Annotated in this window: 13 protein-coding genes and 1 pseudogene; 3 read left to right on the forward strand and 11 right to left on the reverse strand. The window is 59.2% G+C overall.

Going from position 1 to position 15,715, the window contains the following annotated elements:
- Positions 1-90 precede the first annotated feature (90 nt).
- Positions 91-744 (forward strand): GntR family transcriptional regulator, encoded by a 654-nt coding sequence (locus PV407_RS22655; RefSeq protein ID WP_332092275.1) that lies wholly within the window; start codon positions 91-93, stop codon positions 742-744.
- Positions 745-795: 51 nt separating this feature from the next.
- The gene (locus PV407_RS22660) at positions 796-1,968 is read left to right on the forward strand and encodes a MalY/PatB family protein (protein ID WP_332092276.1); all 1,173 of its coding nucleotides are present in this window, start codon (positions 796-798) and stop codon (positions 1,966-1,968) included.
- A 388-nt stretch (positions 1,969-2,356) separates the two neighbouring features.
- On the opposite strand, the gene PV407_RS22665 is transcribed toward PV407_RS22660, so the two are convergent.
- Positions 2,357-3,181 (reverse strand): helix-turn-helix domain-containing protein, encoded by an 825-nt coding sequence (locus PV407_RS22665; RefSeq protein WP_332092277.1) that lies wholly within the window; start codon positions 3,179-3,181, stop codon positions 2,357-2,359.
- Between the two features lie 159 nt (positions 3,182-3,340).
- Here PV407_RS22665 and PV407_RS22670 point away from each other — a divergent pair, with 159 nt between their 5' ends.
- Positions 3,341-3,793 (forward strand): SRPBCC family protein, encoded by a 453-nt coding sequence (locus tag PV407_RS22670; protein ID WP_332092278.1) that lies wholly within the window; start codon positions 3,341-3,343, stop codon positions 3,791-3,793.
- A gap of 327 nt (positions 3,794-4,120) precedes the next feature.
- On the opposite strand, the pseudogene PV407_RS22675 reads toward PV407_RS22670, so the two are convergent.
- The 10 genes and pseudogenes from PV407_RS22675 to PV407_RS22720 all read right to left on the reverse strand — a co-directional run.
- Positions 4,121-4,213: pseudogene (locus PV407_RS22675) on the reverse strand (polyketide cyclase); the annotation flags it as partial.
- Between the two features lie 559 nt (positions 4,214-4,772).
- Positions 4,773-5,174 (reverse strand): CHRD domain-containing protein, encoded by a 402-nt coding sequence (locus PV407_RS22680; RefSeq protein ID WP_332092353.1) that lies wholly within the window; start codon positions 5,172-5,174, stop codon positions 4,773-4,775.
- 190 nt (positions 5,175-5,364) lie between these two features.
- Positions 5,365-6,432, reverse strand: coding sequence for an FUSC family protein (locus PV407_RS22685; protein WP_332092279.1), 1,068 nt, complete (start codon positions 6,430-6,432; stop codon positions 5,365-5,367).
- A 109-nt stretch (positions 6,433-6,541) separates the two neighbouring features.
- Positions 6,542-7,531, reverse strand: a complete 990-nt coding sequence (locus tag PV407_RS22690; RefSeq protein ID WP_332092280.1) for a glycerophosphodiester phosphodiesterase family protein — start codon at positions 7,529-7,531, stop codon at positions 6,542-6,544.
- A complete protein-coding gene (locus PV407_RS22695) occupies positions 7,524-8,108 on the reverse strand; it encodes a TetR/AcrR family transcriptional regulator (protein ID WP_332092281.1) in 585 nt (194 codons plus the stop codon). The genes PV407_RS22690 and PV407_RS22695 overlap by 8 nt, the downstream gene beginning before the upstream one ends.
- 145 nt (positions 8,109-8,253) lie before the next feature.
- Positions 8,254-9,924, reverse strand: a complete 1,671-nt coding sequence (locus tag PV407_RS22700) for a putative ABC transporter permease subunit (protein WP_332092282.1) — start codon at positions 9,922-9,924, stop codon at positions 8,254-8,256.
- Positions 9,917-10,642 (reverse strand): ABC transporter ATP-binding protein, encoded by a 726-nt coding sequence (locus PV407_RS22705; protein WP_332092283.1) that lies wholly within the window; start codon positions 10,640-10,642, stop codon positions 9,917-9,919. Before PV407_RS22705 ends, PV407_RS22700 begins: the two co-directional genes overlap by 8 nt.
- A gap of 174 nt (positions 10,643-10,816) precedes the next feature.
- Complete coding sequence (locus tag PV407_RS22710) at positions 10,817-12,667, reverse strand: ABC transporter ATP-binding protein (RefSeq protein ID WP_442951697.1); 1,851 nt, start codon at positions 12,665-12,667, stop codon at positions 10,817-10,819.
- A 34-nt stretch (positions 12,668-12,701) separates the two neighbouring features.
- Positions 12,702-14,543 (reverse strand): ABC transporter ATP-binding protein, encoded by a 1,842-nt coding sequence (locus tag PV407_RS22715; protein ID WP_332092284.1) that lies wholly within the window; start codon positions 14,541-14,543, stop codon positions 12,702-12,704.
- A 165-nt stretch (positions 14,544-14,708) separates the two neighbouring features.
- The gene (locus PV407_RS22720; protein WP_332092285.1) at positions 14,709-15,695 is read right to left on the reverse strand and encodes a siderophore ABC transporter substrate-binding protein; all 987 of its coding nucleotides are present in this window, start codon (positions 15,693-15,695) and stop codon (positions 14,709-14,711) included.
- Positions 15,696-15,715: the final 20 nt, after the last annotated feature.

Here is a 15,715-nt window from a genome sequence, read left to right on the forward strand (position 1 = left end):
CGCATAACTGTCCGAATGTTTACAATCGCCGCATTTTCCAGTAAACTGAAGGAATGTGAACCTATCGAAACAAAGGAAGTGCGCAACCTTATGTCCCCATTTCGTTTCGACGAACAAAAAGCGACGTCGCTCAGGCATAAAATAACGGATGACATCCGCAAAGCGATTTTTCAAGGCAAATTGAATCCCGGCGATCGTCTGCGCGAGGTCGAAATATCCAAGCAGATGGGCGTCAGCCGCGGTCCGGTCCGCGAAGCGATCCGCATGCTCGAGCAGGAAGGGCTGCTCGTCTCGCTGCCGTATAAAGAGACGACGGTCGCGGAAATATCCGGCGAAGAAGTGCGCGACGTGCTGAATCCGATCCGGCTCATCATCGAAACGTACGCGATCCGCAAAGCGCTGCCGAATATCGGGGAGCGCGAGCTCGAGAAGCTGGCGTCGTTCGTCGCGGATATGAAGGAAGGAGCGGCGCAGCGCAACTTGGACAAAATCGTCGATAGCGACCTGGCCTTCCACGAATACGTCATTTCGCTCGCCGGCATGCCGGGGCTGCTCGGCACATGGACGTCGATCTATAACCGGATTCACCTGCACTTTACGATTCAAGGACAAGCTTACGAAGACTTGAACGACTTATGGAAAGAGCATGACAAGCTGCTGCAGGCGATTCGAAAAGGCGACCCGGAGCACATATCGGCCGCCTGGGCCGAGCATGTCGGCACGTATCGCTCGACGGACGCCTAATAGCGGCCGCGTCAGCAAACCCGCACAACAATCCGGATGGAGGGATTCACCGTGTCTTTCGATTTCGACCGCCGCATCGACCGGCGCAACACGCGTTCCTATAAATGGGACCAGAACGAGAAGCTGTACGGCGACAAAGACCTGCTGCCGCTTTGGGTGGCGGATATGGACTTTCTCAGCCCGCCCGCCGTCCGCGAAGCGATCGCGAAAAGGGCCGCCTTGGGCATTTACGGCTATTCGTTCCGCGAGGACGGCTACCTCGACTCGATCGTGCAATGGTTCGCCCGCCGGCACGGCTGGACGATCGAGCCCGAATGGATTACCGACGTTCCGAGCGTCGTCACGTCGCTCAGCTTGTCCGTCGAGCAGTTCAGCGATCCGGGAAGCGACGTCGTGCTGCAGTCGCCGGTGTATTACCCGTTCTACGACGTGATCCGCAGCAACGGCCGCAATGTCGTCAAAAATCCGCTCATCGTCCGCGACGGAAAGCTCGAGATGGACTACGAGCAGCTCGAAACGCTGTTCCGCGGAGGAGCCAAGCTGCTGCTGCTGTGCAGCCCGCACAATCCGGGCGGGCGGGTATGGAGCCGCGACGAGCTGCTTCGGCTCGGCGAGCTGTGCCTGGCGTACGGCGTAACGGTCGTTTCCGATGAAATTCATTGCGACCTGACGCTGCCGGGCCACAAGCACGTTCCGTTCGCCTCGTTGTCCCCGGAGCTGGCGGACATTACGATAACCTGTCTGGCCGCGACCAAAACGTTCAACTTGCCGGGGCTCCATACGTCCTATACGGTCATCTCCAATCCGGCTCTGAAACGGAAGTTCGAGAACCGGATCAAAACGCTCAGCCTGCATATGGCAAGCCATTTCGCCCAGGACGCGGTCGAAGCGGCCTACCGGGAAGGCGACGAATGGCTCGACGCCATGCTCGCCTACGTGGCCGGCAACGTCGATTTCGCGATCGATTACTTGGCCGAGCATTTGCCGAAAGTGAAGCCGCTGCGGCCGGAAGGCACGTACCTGCTCTGGGTCGACTGCCGTGCGCTCGGCCTGGACGCCGCAGGTCTGAAGGAGCTGATGTACCGCAAGGCGAAAGTCGTCTTCAACGAAGGCTCGACGTTCGGCAGCGAAGGCGAAGGCTGGCTGCGCATCAACCTCGCATGTCCGCGCTCCATCGTGCGCGATGCGCTGGAGTCGTTTTGCCGGGCGGCCAACGATCTGTAAAAGAACCGGCGGCTCTGCGAGCGTAACCGGTATGCCGCGAAAACAAAGACGCGTTCGGCGCTCTTCGGAGCCGTGACGCGTCTTTTTTCATCGTTAATGAATATTTACTGGCGCGGGCGTATCGGACAACTCATTGGCGCGAACGTCAGCTTACGAACCCCTATATCGTTATGAGTGCCGTATGCGCAGATTTGAAAGTACTAACGAACTCCGGTATCGTTATTTCCTGCAAATCGAATCGTTTCCTTCCGCTTTCGGCTCGATAACGATATTCGGATTCGTTAGCCCGAAAAAACGTTCGTTTTTCCGCCCATAAGAACCACACGATTCGTAAGCGGCAGCAGACCCGGAATGGGCGAAAATCCGCCCGAATCGCATCGGGCGGACTTTAACGAGCCGCAGCGGCGGCCGCGCCGGCTCCTTTCATATACTCCTCCGGCGACTTGCCGACGATCGCCTTGAAATCTTTGATGAAATGCGCCTGATCGTAATAGCCCATATCTTGGGACAGCTTGGCCCAGTCGGGATCGTCGCCGCGCTCGACCTGCTCCGCGGCCTCGTGCAGCCGGTACCGCTGGATGACCCATTTCGGGCTGACGCCGACGTAGCGGCTGAACAGCCGCTGAATCGTCCGCTTGCCGATGCCGAACCGCCCGACAAGCTGATCGACTTTGGTGATATCCCGTTCGCGCGAAATCGTGCTCACGATTTCATCGACGAGGGCGACCTGCTCGTCCTTCGCCGGGGCGACGGAGCGAAAAAACCGGTCGGCGAGCTCGATCATCGCCGGTTCGTTCCGCTGCGCGAGCAGACGACTTTCCAGCGGGCCCGCTTCGATGCCGAACACGTCCCGGAACGCGACCGAACCTCCGGCCAGTCCGGATACCGGCTTTTGCCAGAACGGATAAAACCCGCCCGGCTTGAATTTGACGCCGAAGACGAAGCCGGCGCCTTCGATGATGCGCGTTTCGCTCGTTTTCGTAATGCCGTATATGCGCGTGCTGCCCTTTTCGAAGACGAGGTTGACGTTCGGGTGGGACAAGACGACCTGCGGATAAGCAGGCTGCCCGCGCAAATCCCACGCAACGATCCAATAATGCTTGATGAACCAAGCTAAATCCTCGGCCGGAGGGTAACGGACGAGCGAGTATTTCTCGGCGCTTTCCCGTTTTTGCAAAATGCCTCTTATTTCGAAGCCGGTTATCGGTTGCAAGGTCGCAGCTCCTTTCTGGCGCCGCCGGTCGACGGTTCGAGCGTTCCGCTCCCGGCTGTCGCGTTTTTACAATACGGCGCGGAAACGTTGTCCTATGATTATAGGGTAGCAGTCGGCAATCCCGATTGCAAACGAAACCGATCGGCAGGAGGCATAATCATGGACGATTTGACTTACGTATTTTACATCGGCGCGGAGCCCGAAAAGGTGTGGCAGGTTCTCGTATCGCCCGAAGGGACGAAGGCGACCATGTTCGGCTGCATTCTCCGTTCGACGTTCGAAATCGGCTCCTCCTACGAATACGTGGGACCGGGCAACGACGGCGACGAAACGGTTCACGTATACGGCACCGTGCTGCAATTCGAGCCGAACCGCCTGTTGAGCATGACCGAGCACCCCGGCCCGTCGTACCGGGAAAACCACGCCGAGCTGGAAACGAGATTGACGTTCACGCTCGAGCCTGCGGGCGCCTGCACGAAGCTTACGCTCGTTCAGGACCGTTGGCCGGAAAACCATCCGTCCCGCGCAAGCTCGGAGCAAAGCTGGCCGATGATGCTCAGCAACATCAAAACGTTCGCGGAAACCGGCAAAACGCTGGACTTCGGCTGGTAACGCCGGCGAGGAGCGCGATTCGTGAACTAACATTTTACAGAAGGACCGTCTCGCCGGTGAACCCCCCCCCCCCTTCAATTTCAATTTGAAGGGGTTTTCTCATTCAGACAAGGAGCGGCCGACTCGCCTTGTTTCAATAATGCGGCCCCTTGGCAGACGTGTTTCAAGAACTTGGCCGGATGACCCGCGACAATCGTATTGGCCGGTACGTACATCTTTCGTCACTGCCGAACCGGCCGCCACAATCGAATTGTCACCGAACGACACTCTCCCGGCAAAAAAAGAGCCACTTTTCAGCAAGTGACTCGGCAAAAGACTCTTTACCAATTAATTAGAACGCTCGCAATATGTTTTGAAATTGTCTAAAATCGCCTGCCAGCCTGCTTTTTGCATTTCGATCGCATTGGTTGCCTCGGCTTCCGATTTGCATGCCGAAACGGCGGCGGAGCGGGAAACGAGCTGGAAATGCTCCCGCTATTTTCGATCGTTTCCCGTTTCCGGGCAATAAAACGGGAAATCGTCCCGCTAAATTCCCGCATTCCGTGCTTTTCGCCGATTCCGCGCCATTTTAGCCGGAGCTTCTCCCGGTATTTTGAAACGACGCCACCAGGAGAGTGAATGAAATGGAGGTTTTCCCGTTCGTTCGACTCCAGCGGCCCGGCAGCATCAGGATACGCCGGACGTAGAAACGAAAGGCGCCACTCGCTTCATGCTCGGCGTTCTTTTCGTTTCAAAACTGCACGGTGACGCGATCGGTCTCTTTGTGCAACCACGAGATTATCAAATAGAAGCCCTTTAATTCCGAAAACGCCCGTTCGGCCGTACGGTTGTCTGCGCTGCGCCGGCGCCGGCGCCGGCCTTTTGCATGGCGCAGCGACCAGTGGCTTGTCCGTTCGCTCAAGGCCCGAAACCCCGCAAAACGGTAGCCCGTGGAAGCTCGTTCCAATCGTTTTGCGGGGTCCCGAAGCTCGCGCTCTCTTTAATGCCGAATTTGGCCGCGAATTTCCCCGTCCGGATGCCGAACGGTATGGACGTTGGCGTAAGCGTTGCCTCTCTCGATTTCGCGGATCAGGTCGCGCAGCGTCTTGCCCGCCAGCGGGCCGGTCAAGTCCCGGTTCCGCAGCGTGCCCGTTACGACGCCTCGTCTTACCGTAATGCCGAATTTGGACGGTCCGAACAAAAAGACGACGACCGGTCCGTTTTGTCCTCTGCGCCCAAGATGAATATGGGCTTGGGTAACTCGGGCGATATTGCGCACGACCAGTCGAAAATGAAGCCGGCTGCCGTCCCGGCTAAGCCGAAAAAGGGCGCTGCCGGTAGCGGCCGTTCGAACCGGGGGCACTTCCTGCCGCCCGTTTAATGTCGCTCTGAATGTACGGATAAGTCTTCACCCCTTCCTTTTGCATTGCTATACGGTATGACACTCCTGTCCGCAGGAACTGTTCGAGCACCTAAGCATTTCCGAAAAGGCGGATGCTGGAATCGACATTGCGGGCACGCCGAATAACCCCGTTTCGACCAAACGGGGCTTTCGATACGGCAATCTTTTCATACGAACCGCAGCTTGCCGGCTACGCCTCGGTCTTCGCCACCTTCGCCGTCTCCTTCTCCTCCTCGTCGTCCTCGTCGTCCTCGTCGACGTGATCGACCATCCGGCTCAACCGGGCCGTCTGGTGGCCATAATCGTAAATGGCCGAAGCGACGATCAGCAGCCGCAGAGAGCCGCCCTTCCGCTCGTTGAAGCTTTCCGCCGCCCGCTTCATGAACAGGTCGTTCGCTTCCTCGGCCGGCGCCGAATCCCAGCTTCCCGGCTTCAGCTTATCCTCGAATTTCAGCAGCACGTGCTCGTGAAACTTGATCATTTTCTCCAAATGCCTATCGTAGCTTTTATTCATCTCCGGCGTCCGTTCCGCCTGGAAAAAATGCTCCTGCACCGCCTCCAGCACTTCGTATCCTTTCTGCAGCGTAACGAGCATCTGCTTGTCCACGACAAGCTGCCGTTTTTCCCGGTATTTGACGCGCCGGATCTTTTTCTGCTCTTCCTCGAGCAGCTTGTATTTGGCCGCGAGCGACGTCAGCCGGTCGTACAGCGCCTGCTTCTGCTCGCGAAATATTTTTTCCTTCATCTCGTCGGAAACGGCCGTCCGCAGCAGCAGCGAAAGCTGGGTGAACACCGCGCGCGCCTGCTCGTGAAATTGCGCCTTCGGCTTCGGAGGCAAAAAGGCGATATTGATAACGAACGCGGAGGCGATCCCGATCAGGCTGAGCAGAAACCGGTTCAAGGCGAAATCCCATTGTCCCGACGCTTCCATGACGGCGACGACCGTGACGAGCGTGAGGCCGATCGATTCGTCCATTTTCAGCTTGATGCAAATCATAATGACAAGAACGCAGACGACGCCGACCGCGATCGGCTCGTTCGTAAAAAACGTGCCGGCGAGCATCGCGATCGCGGCTCCGAGCGTATTCGTCTGCACTTGTTCGAGAACGTAGCGCCAGGAACGGTAAATCGAAGGCTGCATCGCAAAAAGAGCCGCCACCGCGGCAATGACCGGAGAAGAAAAGTGGAGCCAAACGCTTATGTACAATGCCAAGGTGACCGCGATTCCGGTTTTGAGCATCCGGGGTCCGAATGTCATGGGGGCTCCTCCTTCTCGTTGTTCATAACAAGGAGAATTATACCGTTCGTTCGCCGTTCCAACAAGTCGGGCAGGTTGCGGCCGTTCGGCGCGCCGCCGGCGGCGCGGATCAGTCGTTCGATCGGTATAGAGGAGCGATCCGGTCGATCCGGTTCGTCCATATTCCCCCTGTGTAGCCGTTCGGGAGGCGCCGTACGTCATCCGCCGTATCGAATCCGCTTGAAAAATCGCTGCCGTCTCCGCCGACCGCGATGACGAGCGTATCCGCGCGGTCCATCCGATTCAAAAACCGGTTCGGCCATCCCCATAGCAAGGGCGCGATTTTCTCGGGAATATGCAGTTCCGTATGCTTGCAAGCCTGCGGCACATATCCCGTCCAGCCTATGGCCATGTACGGATATAAGCAGCTTTTCATCGTCGATTTGGACATCGCCCGGACGTCGGGCAAGCTCGCTTTCAAAGCCGCGATCGGCCGGTCTCCGCCATAAACGGCCAGCTGCCGTAAACGCTCTTTCGGCAAGGAGCCGAGATAATCGGCGAGCTGTTCGCCTTCTTTCGGATCGTTGCTTTTCATATGAAGTAAAAACGACCGTTCCGGAAAATAGGCAAACACCTCTTCGAGCGACGGCATGAGCCCGATCCCTTTGCCGCGAAACGGGAACGTTCGCCCTCCGTCGGCGGTGTACCCGTACCCGATATCGAGCTGCTTTAATTCCGACAACGTATAATCGCTCGTAACGCCCTGCCCGTTCGTCCGGCAGTCCAGCGTCCAGTCGTGAAAGACAGCGAACTTGCCGTCCTTGGTCGGTTTGACGTCGAGCTCGACGATATCGGCGCCTGCTTGAAACGCCGCTTCCATCGAAGGAATCGTATTTTCGAGAAACGGGTGTTCGGGTTCGTATATACGCTCGGCCGTGCACGTATCGTTCGCAATCCCTTCCATCGGAAACGTTTGCGCGAGTCCCCGGTGAGCGAGCAAGAGTGGGTCCCCGCCGCGATGCTTCGTCAGCGCGGAGCTGTTATTCAAATAGACGAAAACGACGAAGGCGGCAAAGAACAGAAAAAGCTTGCTTTGGACGATTCGCTTCAGTCTATTCATCCGCTATTCCTTCCCACGCCGCATCCAGCTGCCGCCGCAACGCTTCTGACATTTCCGCCGCATCGACGTTCGAAGCATAGGCGATGAGCGTATGGAGAAATAAACCGGTCAGGATCGATGCGCTGACGTTCGAGTCCCAGCGGCTTCGAATCGCGCCGCTTTGTTTGGCTTCCTCGATGACGGTCCGGATCGTTTCCTGCAGCACCCGGATGTTCGTCGAAGCATCGTCCGAACGGATCGCCGATTTGATCGTTTCGACGAGAGTGAGCCCGAGCAAATCGGAGTGTCGCGAATAGATCGCGATCAACTCTTGAAGCATGCGAAGCAGCCGTTCTTTCACATGGCCCTCCCGATGGGTTTCAACGATTCGATCCATGAGCGGCACGTAAGAATCGGCCATATGCAGCAGAAGGTGCTCTTTTTTCGGAAAATAGTTGAAAAAGGTTCCTTTGGCGATGCCGCATTTGGACGTTATTTCTTCTACCGTCACGTTTTCGTACCCTTTTTGCTTGAACAATTCGACGGCATGGCGAATAATCGTTTCTTTTATGCTTTTTTTGCGCGCTTCTCTTAGCATATCCAGCACCTCTCCACAAAAAATGACCACGGTCATAAATGACTGTGGTCATTATAGAACAATGATGCTAAAAGACGCAAGCGGAGTCGATACGCGAACGCAAAAAAACGCCCGGTCACAGGACCGGACGGATGCCGCGAACGCGTCACGCTTCGATATTGCCGAACCATTCGGCGCCTTTCGCCTTCAACAGCCGGTACAGCAGCAAATCCGCCAGCGCGAGCGCGCCGAACAGCAGCGCGGTGGCGCTCCACATCGTCAATCCGAGACTGTTCGCCGCCCAAAAAAGCAGGACCGCGGTCGCGATGCCGACAAGCAGGTTGAACAAGCCGTTCATGTTTTGCTTGACCGCCTTCTGCTCGTTTTCCCAGACGAGCTTCGGCATCCGCAGGTCGATCGCGATGCCGGTCATGCACGCGTACAGCGAAGCCGCGCAGGCGACCGGCACCATGGCGAGCGCGAACGGCAGCGGAAGCCCGAGCGCGAAGAAGGCGACCGCGAGCAGCAGCAGCGCTCCCGCCATCGTGATGATGAAGCCGGCGGCCACCTTGGCGGCGATCATGCTGCCGTACGGCACGGGCACATATTTCGAGACGAAGAAGCCGGCCCCTTCGCGCGATATCGAGGTGGACGTAATCGCGTTCGCCGCGGAGACGAACAAGATCAAAGCGGCGCCGATCGACGGGACGAGCGCCGAGCCGCCCGACGTCTCGAACAGCGTTCTCGCCGAGCCGAGTCTGTCCGCGAAGTCCGGCTGGGTCGCGAGCGGAATGAGCAGGAGCACCGGCCACAAAAACGTCATCAGCACGCAGTTGAGAAAATAAGCGGGCGTGCGCATGAGCAGGCGAAGCTCCTTCCGGGTGAGCGCCGCGACGGCGGACTGCTGCGACGTCCGCTTGTCGAGCTCGCTGCCGGTCAGACGAACGCGGCGCGCCGACGTTTCCGAAATGCCCGCGACGCCTTTGAAATAAAACCGGCCGGCGAGCCAGGCGAAAACGGCGTAAAACAATAGCGACAGCGCCGCGTACAAAACGAGCCACGCAAGACCGGCGAACCGGGCCTCGTTCAGCAGCGCGTTCGCGGCCAGCCTCACGCTCGGAACCGATCCGGTCGCCAGCCGGAGGAGCGAATTGTCGCCCCCGGCGAGCCACTCCTGCAGCCGCTCCGGATCCATCGCCCTGTTCATCGTTCGCTGGATGAACGTGTTCAAGCCGAACGACAGCAGCACCGCGGCGATTCCCCCGAACATCCGAAACCGGTCTTTGTTTTTGGCGACGCCGGCGAAGCTCATGATCGCCATCGCGATGATCGACGCGAGCACGAGCGGAACGATCGGCAGCGCCAAATAAACGACGACCGCGTACGCGTAATACAATACCCCGCTTCCGCTTTTCGCGCCGTATACGACAAACAGCGGAGCGAGCAGAACGAATTGCGTCAAATATTCGTACAGCAGCACCGTGATGAATTTCGCCGTCACGATTTGCTCCGGCCTCAGCGGCAGCGGAAGCAAATGCTCGACGTCCTGAGTGAAATAAAACACGGTGATGATGTAGAAAATGCCGAACATGAACACGACGACGCTGGCCAGCACGAGGCCGAGGCCGAGAACGACGCCCTCCTGTCCGACCGGCCGCAAGCCGTCGTACAGCGCGGATACGAGCCCCCCGACGGCGAACATGAGCGGCAGCAGCGCGACCAGCAGCAGCAGCGGGAGCAGCATGCGCATGAGGCCGCTGCGGGCTTTGCCCGATTTGGACAGGCCCCCCGTGCCGTTTTTCAGCAAAATGCGCGTCAGCGCCCACGTTTTATTCATCGCCGGTCAGCTCCAAAAACAGCTTCTCGAGCGACAAATCCGACTGGAACCGCTCCTGCATCTCTTTGAACGTCCCGCAAAACAAAATTTCCCCTTTGTTAATAATCGCCACGCGGTCGCACAGCTTTTCCGCCACCTCGAGCACGTGCGTGGAAAAAAACACCGTTTTCCCGCCGTCCGCATGCTCCCGCATCATTTCCTTCAGCGTATACGACGACTTCGGATCGAGTCCGGTCAGCGGCTCGTCCAAAATCCAAACCGCCGGATCGTGAATGAGCACGCCCATGATGACGATTTTTTGCCGCATCCCGTGCGAATAGCTTTGAATCGGGTCGGACAGCGCGTGCGACATGTCGAAGCGGGACGCCAGCGTCTCGATCCGCTCCTTGCGAAGCTGCCTCGGCACGTCGTACATGTCCGCCATAAAGTTCAAATATTCGAGCCCCTTCAGCCGCAAAAACAAGTCCGGGCTGTCCGGAACGTAGCCGAACCGCTTCTTGGCCTCGATCGGATCGTCCGCCATATTCGCGCCCGCGATGCGGATCGCGCCGCGGTCCGGCTTCGTAATGCCGGTCATCATTTTGATGGTCGTCGTCTTGCCCGCGCCGTTCGGCCCGAGGAAGCCGAATATTTCGCCTCCGTTTACGGTCAGCGACAAGTTGTCGACCGCCTTTGTTTTATTGTTGTAGCTTTTCGTGACGTTCGCTAGTTCGATCATGATTGTGCCCCACTCTCCTCCGACGACGTTTCGGCAACGCACTTTTTCCAGTAGTATACCATATTTTCCGTATGCAAAACGAACGGGCGGCTCCCGTCGCGCGATGGGGCGCCGCCGGACGCAAAAAAAAGAGCCGTTCGCGTCGCCCGCGAAGGCCCGTTGTCGCTTCGGGTGCTACGGCTGCGTCGCGGCCCCCTCGATATTTTTGAACTGATTGCTGAACATCCGGTAATACGTCCCGCGCCGGGCGATCAGCGCCTCGTGGCTGCCCTTCTCGACGATCGCCCCTCCGTCCACGACCATGATCGTGTCGGCGTCGCGAATCGTATTGAGCCGATGCGCGATGATGAAGCTCGTGCGCCCCTTCATCAGCTGAAGCAGCGCGTCCTGAATGTGCAGCTCGGTCCGCGTGTCGATGCTGCTCGTCGCCTCGTCGAGGATCAGGATCGACGGATTGGCGAGAATGACCCGCGCGATCGCCAGCAGCTGCCGTTGACCCTGGCTCAAATTGCCGCCGTTTTCCGTCAGCATCGTGTCGTACCGGTTCGGCAGCCGGCGAATGAACGCGTCCGCGTTCGCCATGGCGGCCGCCCGCCGCACCTCTTCGTCGGTCGCGTCCGGCTTGCCGTACATGATGTTTTCCTTGATCGTGCCCGAAAACAAGTACGTGTCCTGCAGCACGATGCCGAACGCCCGCCGCAGGCTGTCCCGCGTATAGTCGCGGATATCGCGGCCGTCCAAATAAATGGTCCCGTCGGTCACGTCGTAAAACCGGGTGACGAGATTGACGACGGTCGTCTTCCCCGCTCCCGTCGGCCCGACGAGCGCCGTGCTGCTGCCTTCCGGCGCCTCGAAGCCGATCCGCTTCAAAATCGGGACGTCCGGCCGGTAGCCGAAGCTGACGTTGTCGAACACGACATGTCCTTTCGGTTTTTCCAACACGACGGAGCCCGGCGGATCCTCCGGCTCCTCCTGCTCATCCAGCACCTCGAACGCCCGCTCGGCGCCGGCCACGCCGGATTGCAGCACGTTGTAAATGTTCGCGAGATCGTTGAGCGGCCGGACGAACTGCCGCGAATAGCTGATGAAGCTGGCGATGACGCCGACCGTAATGTTTCCTTTGACGGCCAATATGCCGCCGACGATCGCCACCGCGGCGAAGCCGATGTTGCTGATGACGCTGAGCAGCGGCATCATGAAGCCGGACCATATTTGCGCCTTCAGCCCGACTTCGTACAGGCGCCCGTTCACCTCGTCGAACTCTTCGACCGACTTTTGCTCGCGGTTGAACGCCTTGACGACCTGAATGCCGGATATCGTTTCTTCGATATGGCCGTTCAGCTGGCCGAGCCGGGCTTGCTGGTCCTTGAACAGAACGCTCGTCTTGCGCGTAATCGTCCGGGCGAGCAAATAGACGAGCGGCACCGTAATGAGGCTGGCGAGCGTCAGCAGCGGGCTGAGCACGATCATCATGACGAGCGAGCCGACGATGGCGATGACGCCGGACATGAGCTGCACCGTCGACTGCGAGATCGTCGTGCTGACGTTGTCGATGTCGTTCGACATCCGGCTCATCAGCTCGCCGTGCGGGCGCGCGTCGAAAAACGAAAGCGGCAGCTTCTGCAGCTTCGCGAACATCGTGCGGCGCAAGTTCATGACGACCCGCTGCGACACGCCGGCCATCAGCCAGCCCTGCAGCAGCGTGAGCGCGCCGTCGGCGACATAGGCCGCGGTCAAGGCGAACAGCGCCGCCTCGAGCAGCCGGAAATCGACTTTGCTGCCGGCCGCGGTCATCGCGTCGATCGCCACGCCGATCAAATACGGCCCGGCCAGCATAATGACCGCGTCGATCAGCAGGAAGGCGAAAATAAGCGACAGCAGCTTCCGCTCCTTGCCCAAGTAGCGCCACAGCTTCGCCATCGTCCCGCGGAAATTTTTCGGCTTGGCGTCGGGCCCTCTGCCGCGTGCGCCGAACCCTCCGGGTCCCGGTCTTCCGGGGCCGCCGGGACCGATCATCGGCGGCATGTCCGCCCCGCCCGGCTGCGCGCGGCCGTCCCGCTCATTCGGCTTTGGCATTCGCCTGCATCTCCTTTCCGACCTGCGACTGGTAAATTTCCCGGTATACCGTACAGCTGTGCAGCAGCGTCTCGTGCGTGCCGACGCCGACGATTTCGCCCTGATCGAGGACGACGATCCGTTCGGCGTCCATGACCGACGTAATGCGCTGGGCGATGAGCAGGCAGGTCAAGTTCCGCGCGTACGCCTTGAGCGACTGCTTGATTTTCGCTTCCGTCGCGACGTCGACCGCGCTCGTGCAGTCGTCGAGTATTAAAATGTCCGGCTTGCGGATAAGCGCCCGCGCGATCGACAGCCGCTGCTTTTGCCCGCCGGACAAGTTGACGCCGCGCTGGCCGAGCCGCGTTTCGTACCCTTCCGGAAAGGCGGCGACGAACTCGTGCGCCTGGGCGAGCCGCGCCGCCTCCTCGATTTCCTCGTCCGTGGCGTCGTCCTTGCCCCAGCGAATATTGGCCGCAATCGTGCCGGTGAACAAAACCGTCTTTTGCGGGACGATCGCGATGCGCTCCCGCAGCGTTTTCGGATCGAGGCGGCGCACGTCCTCGCCGTTCACCTTCACCGTGCCGGAATCGGCGTCGTAAAAGCGCGGAATCAAGCCGACGAGACTGCTTTTGCCCGAGCCGGTCGAGCCGATAATGCCGACCGTTTCGCCGGGCAGGCAGCTGAACGTAATATGCTTGATCGCAGGCTCGCCGGCCGGGCCTTCGTACGAGAACGTCACGTCCTCGAAGTCGATCCGCCCTATCGCGGAGGCTGTCCGGCCGGCCGCTTCGCCGCCGGTCCTGTCGTCGACCCGATCCGCTTCTTCGCCGGCCCGCCCGGCCGGCCGCCGTATCGGCCGATCCGCCGCCGGAACTCCCGGCACGACGCTCGGGACCGCCGCGTCGCGCTCCTCGAACACTTCTCCGATCCGCACCGCGGACGCTTTCGCGCGCACGAACATGTTGAACACCATCGAAATGGTCATGAGCGAAAACAAAATTTGCGTCATGTAGTTGATAAACGCGACGATATGGCCGACCTGCATCGAGCCGGCGTTCACGCGAATGCCGCCGAGCAGGATGACGGCGACGATGCCGAAGTTCACGGTCAGCATGATCGCCGGGTTGAACACCGACATCGTGCGCATCACGTTGACCGAACGCGCCTGGTATTCCGCGTTCGCCTTGGCGAATTTGTCCGTTTCGTAATCGAACCGGTTGAACGCCTTGACGACGCGGACGCCGGACAAATATTCGCGGACGACTCCGTTGACGCGGTCGAGCGCTTTCTGCACGAACATGAACCGCTTGAAGCCGATTTTCATATTGAGCGCGACGAGCAGGGCGACGACCGGCACGACGACCGCCAGCACGACGGCGAGCTGCGGGTTGAGCCGCGCCGCCATAATCAGGCTGCCGATGCACAGCAGCGGCGCTTTGACGAAAATGCGCATCAAGCCGTTCACGAAGTTTTGCACTTGGGACACGTCGTTCGTCAGCCGGGTCACCAAGGAAGCCCTTTCAAATTTATCCAGACTCGCGAACGACAACGACTGAATGCCGCGAAACAGATCGCCTCGCAGCTCCGTGCCGAATTTTTGCGAGACGCGGCTCGAAATGATGTTGCGCGAGCTGGCGCCGATCGCGCCGACCGCCGTGATGAGCAGCATCAGCCCGCCCATGCGCAGCACGTAGCCCATGTCCCGCTCCGCGATGCCGACGTCGATGATTTGGGCCATTATGGTCGGCTGCAGCAGGTCGCAGACCGCTTCGACCGTCAGAAACGAAACGGCGACGCAAAACAGCTTCCAATGGCGCCGAATGTAAGGAATCAAAAAGCGCATCCCGTTCTCTCCTTCGTATTGCGGCATACCGCTATTATACATCCGGGGGGCGGAAAACTGAACGGCCGCGGCGCACAATTCACACGATCTTCGCGCCGCCTCCGGCCGAATGGCAAAAACCGCGCCCGTTGCGGACGCGGCCTTTCGCCGACCTTATTCGATCGTTCATTTGACGCTTTTCTCGACTTCCTTCACCATCTCGGAGACGGAAATGAGACCGCCGCCCGACAAATACCAATAGTTCGGATCGAGGTAGACGATATGGCCTTCCTGGAACGCCTTCGTCTTTTTCACCAGCTCGTTCTCGATCGTCTTTTTCGCCGCCGGCTCCCCGCCTACGGCGGCACCGCGGTCGACGACGAACAAGTAGTCCGGGTTTTTCTCGGCGATATATTCGAACGAAACCGGCTTGCCGTGCGTCGACACTTCGATATTGGGGTCGACCGGCGCGAAGCCGAGCACGTCGTGGATGATGCCGAAGCGGGAGCCCGCCCCGTACGCGCTGATCGCGCCTTCGTTGGCGAGAACGACGAGCGCGTTTTTGCCGCTCGCCTTCACTTTCTCGTTTACCGATTTGACCGTCTCGTTCACTTTGCCGAGCTCGGTTTCGACCTGGGACTCCTTGCCGAAAATTTGGCCGAGCGTCTTCGCATTTTCTTTATACGAATCCATATATTTCGCGTTGTCGACGGCGAGGAAAATCGTCGGACCGATTTTGCTCAGCTCCTCGTACGCCGTTTGCAGCCGTCCGGAAATAATGATCAAATCCGGCTTGATCGCCGCCACTTTCTCGAAATCGGCCTCGACGAGGCTGCCGACGTTTTTGTACTTCGCGTCCTTGTACTTGGCGAGATACGGCGGAATGTTCGCCTGCGGCACGCCGGTCACTTCCACGCCGAGCTTATCCAGCGAGTCGAGCACCCCGTAGTCGAAAACGACGACCTTCTGCGGATTTGCTTTCACCTTCGTCTCGCCCAGCTTATGCTTGATCGTCAGCTCCGCAGGCTGCGTCTGGGCCGGCGCTTCGCCGCCCGAATTGCCGGACGCCGGCGCGGCGCTCCCGTTCGTGTTTGCGTCCGCTCCGCTTCCGCACGCCGAAGCGATCAGAACGAACAGAAGCAGCATGGCCGCCGTAAGCGAATGTTTTTTCATCGAAACCCTCTCCTTGTCAT

The organism is Paenibacillus sp. GYB003 (genome assembly GCF_036577625.1).
Taxonomy (GTDB): Bacteria; Bacillota; Bacilli; order Paenibacillales; family NBRC-103111; genus Paenibacillus_AB.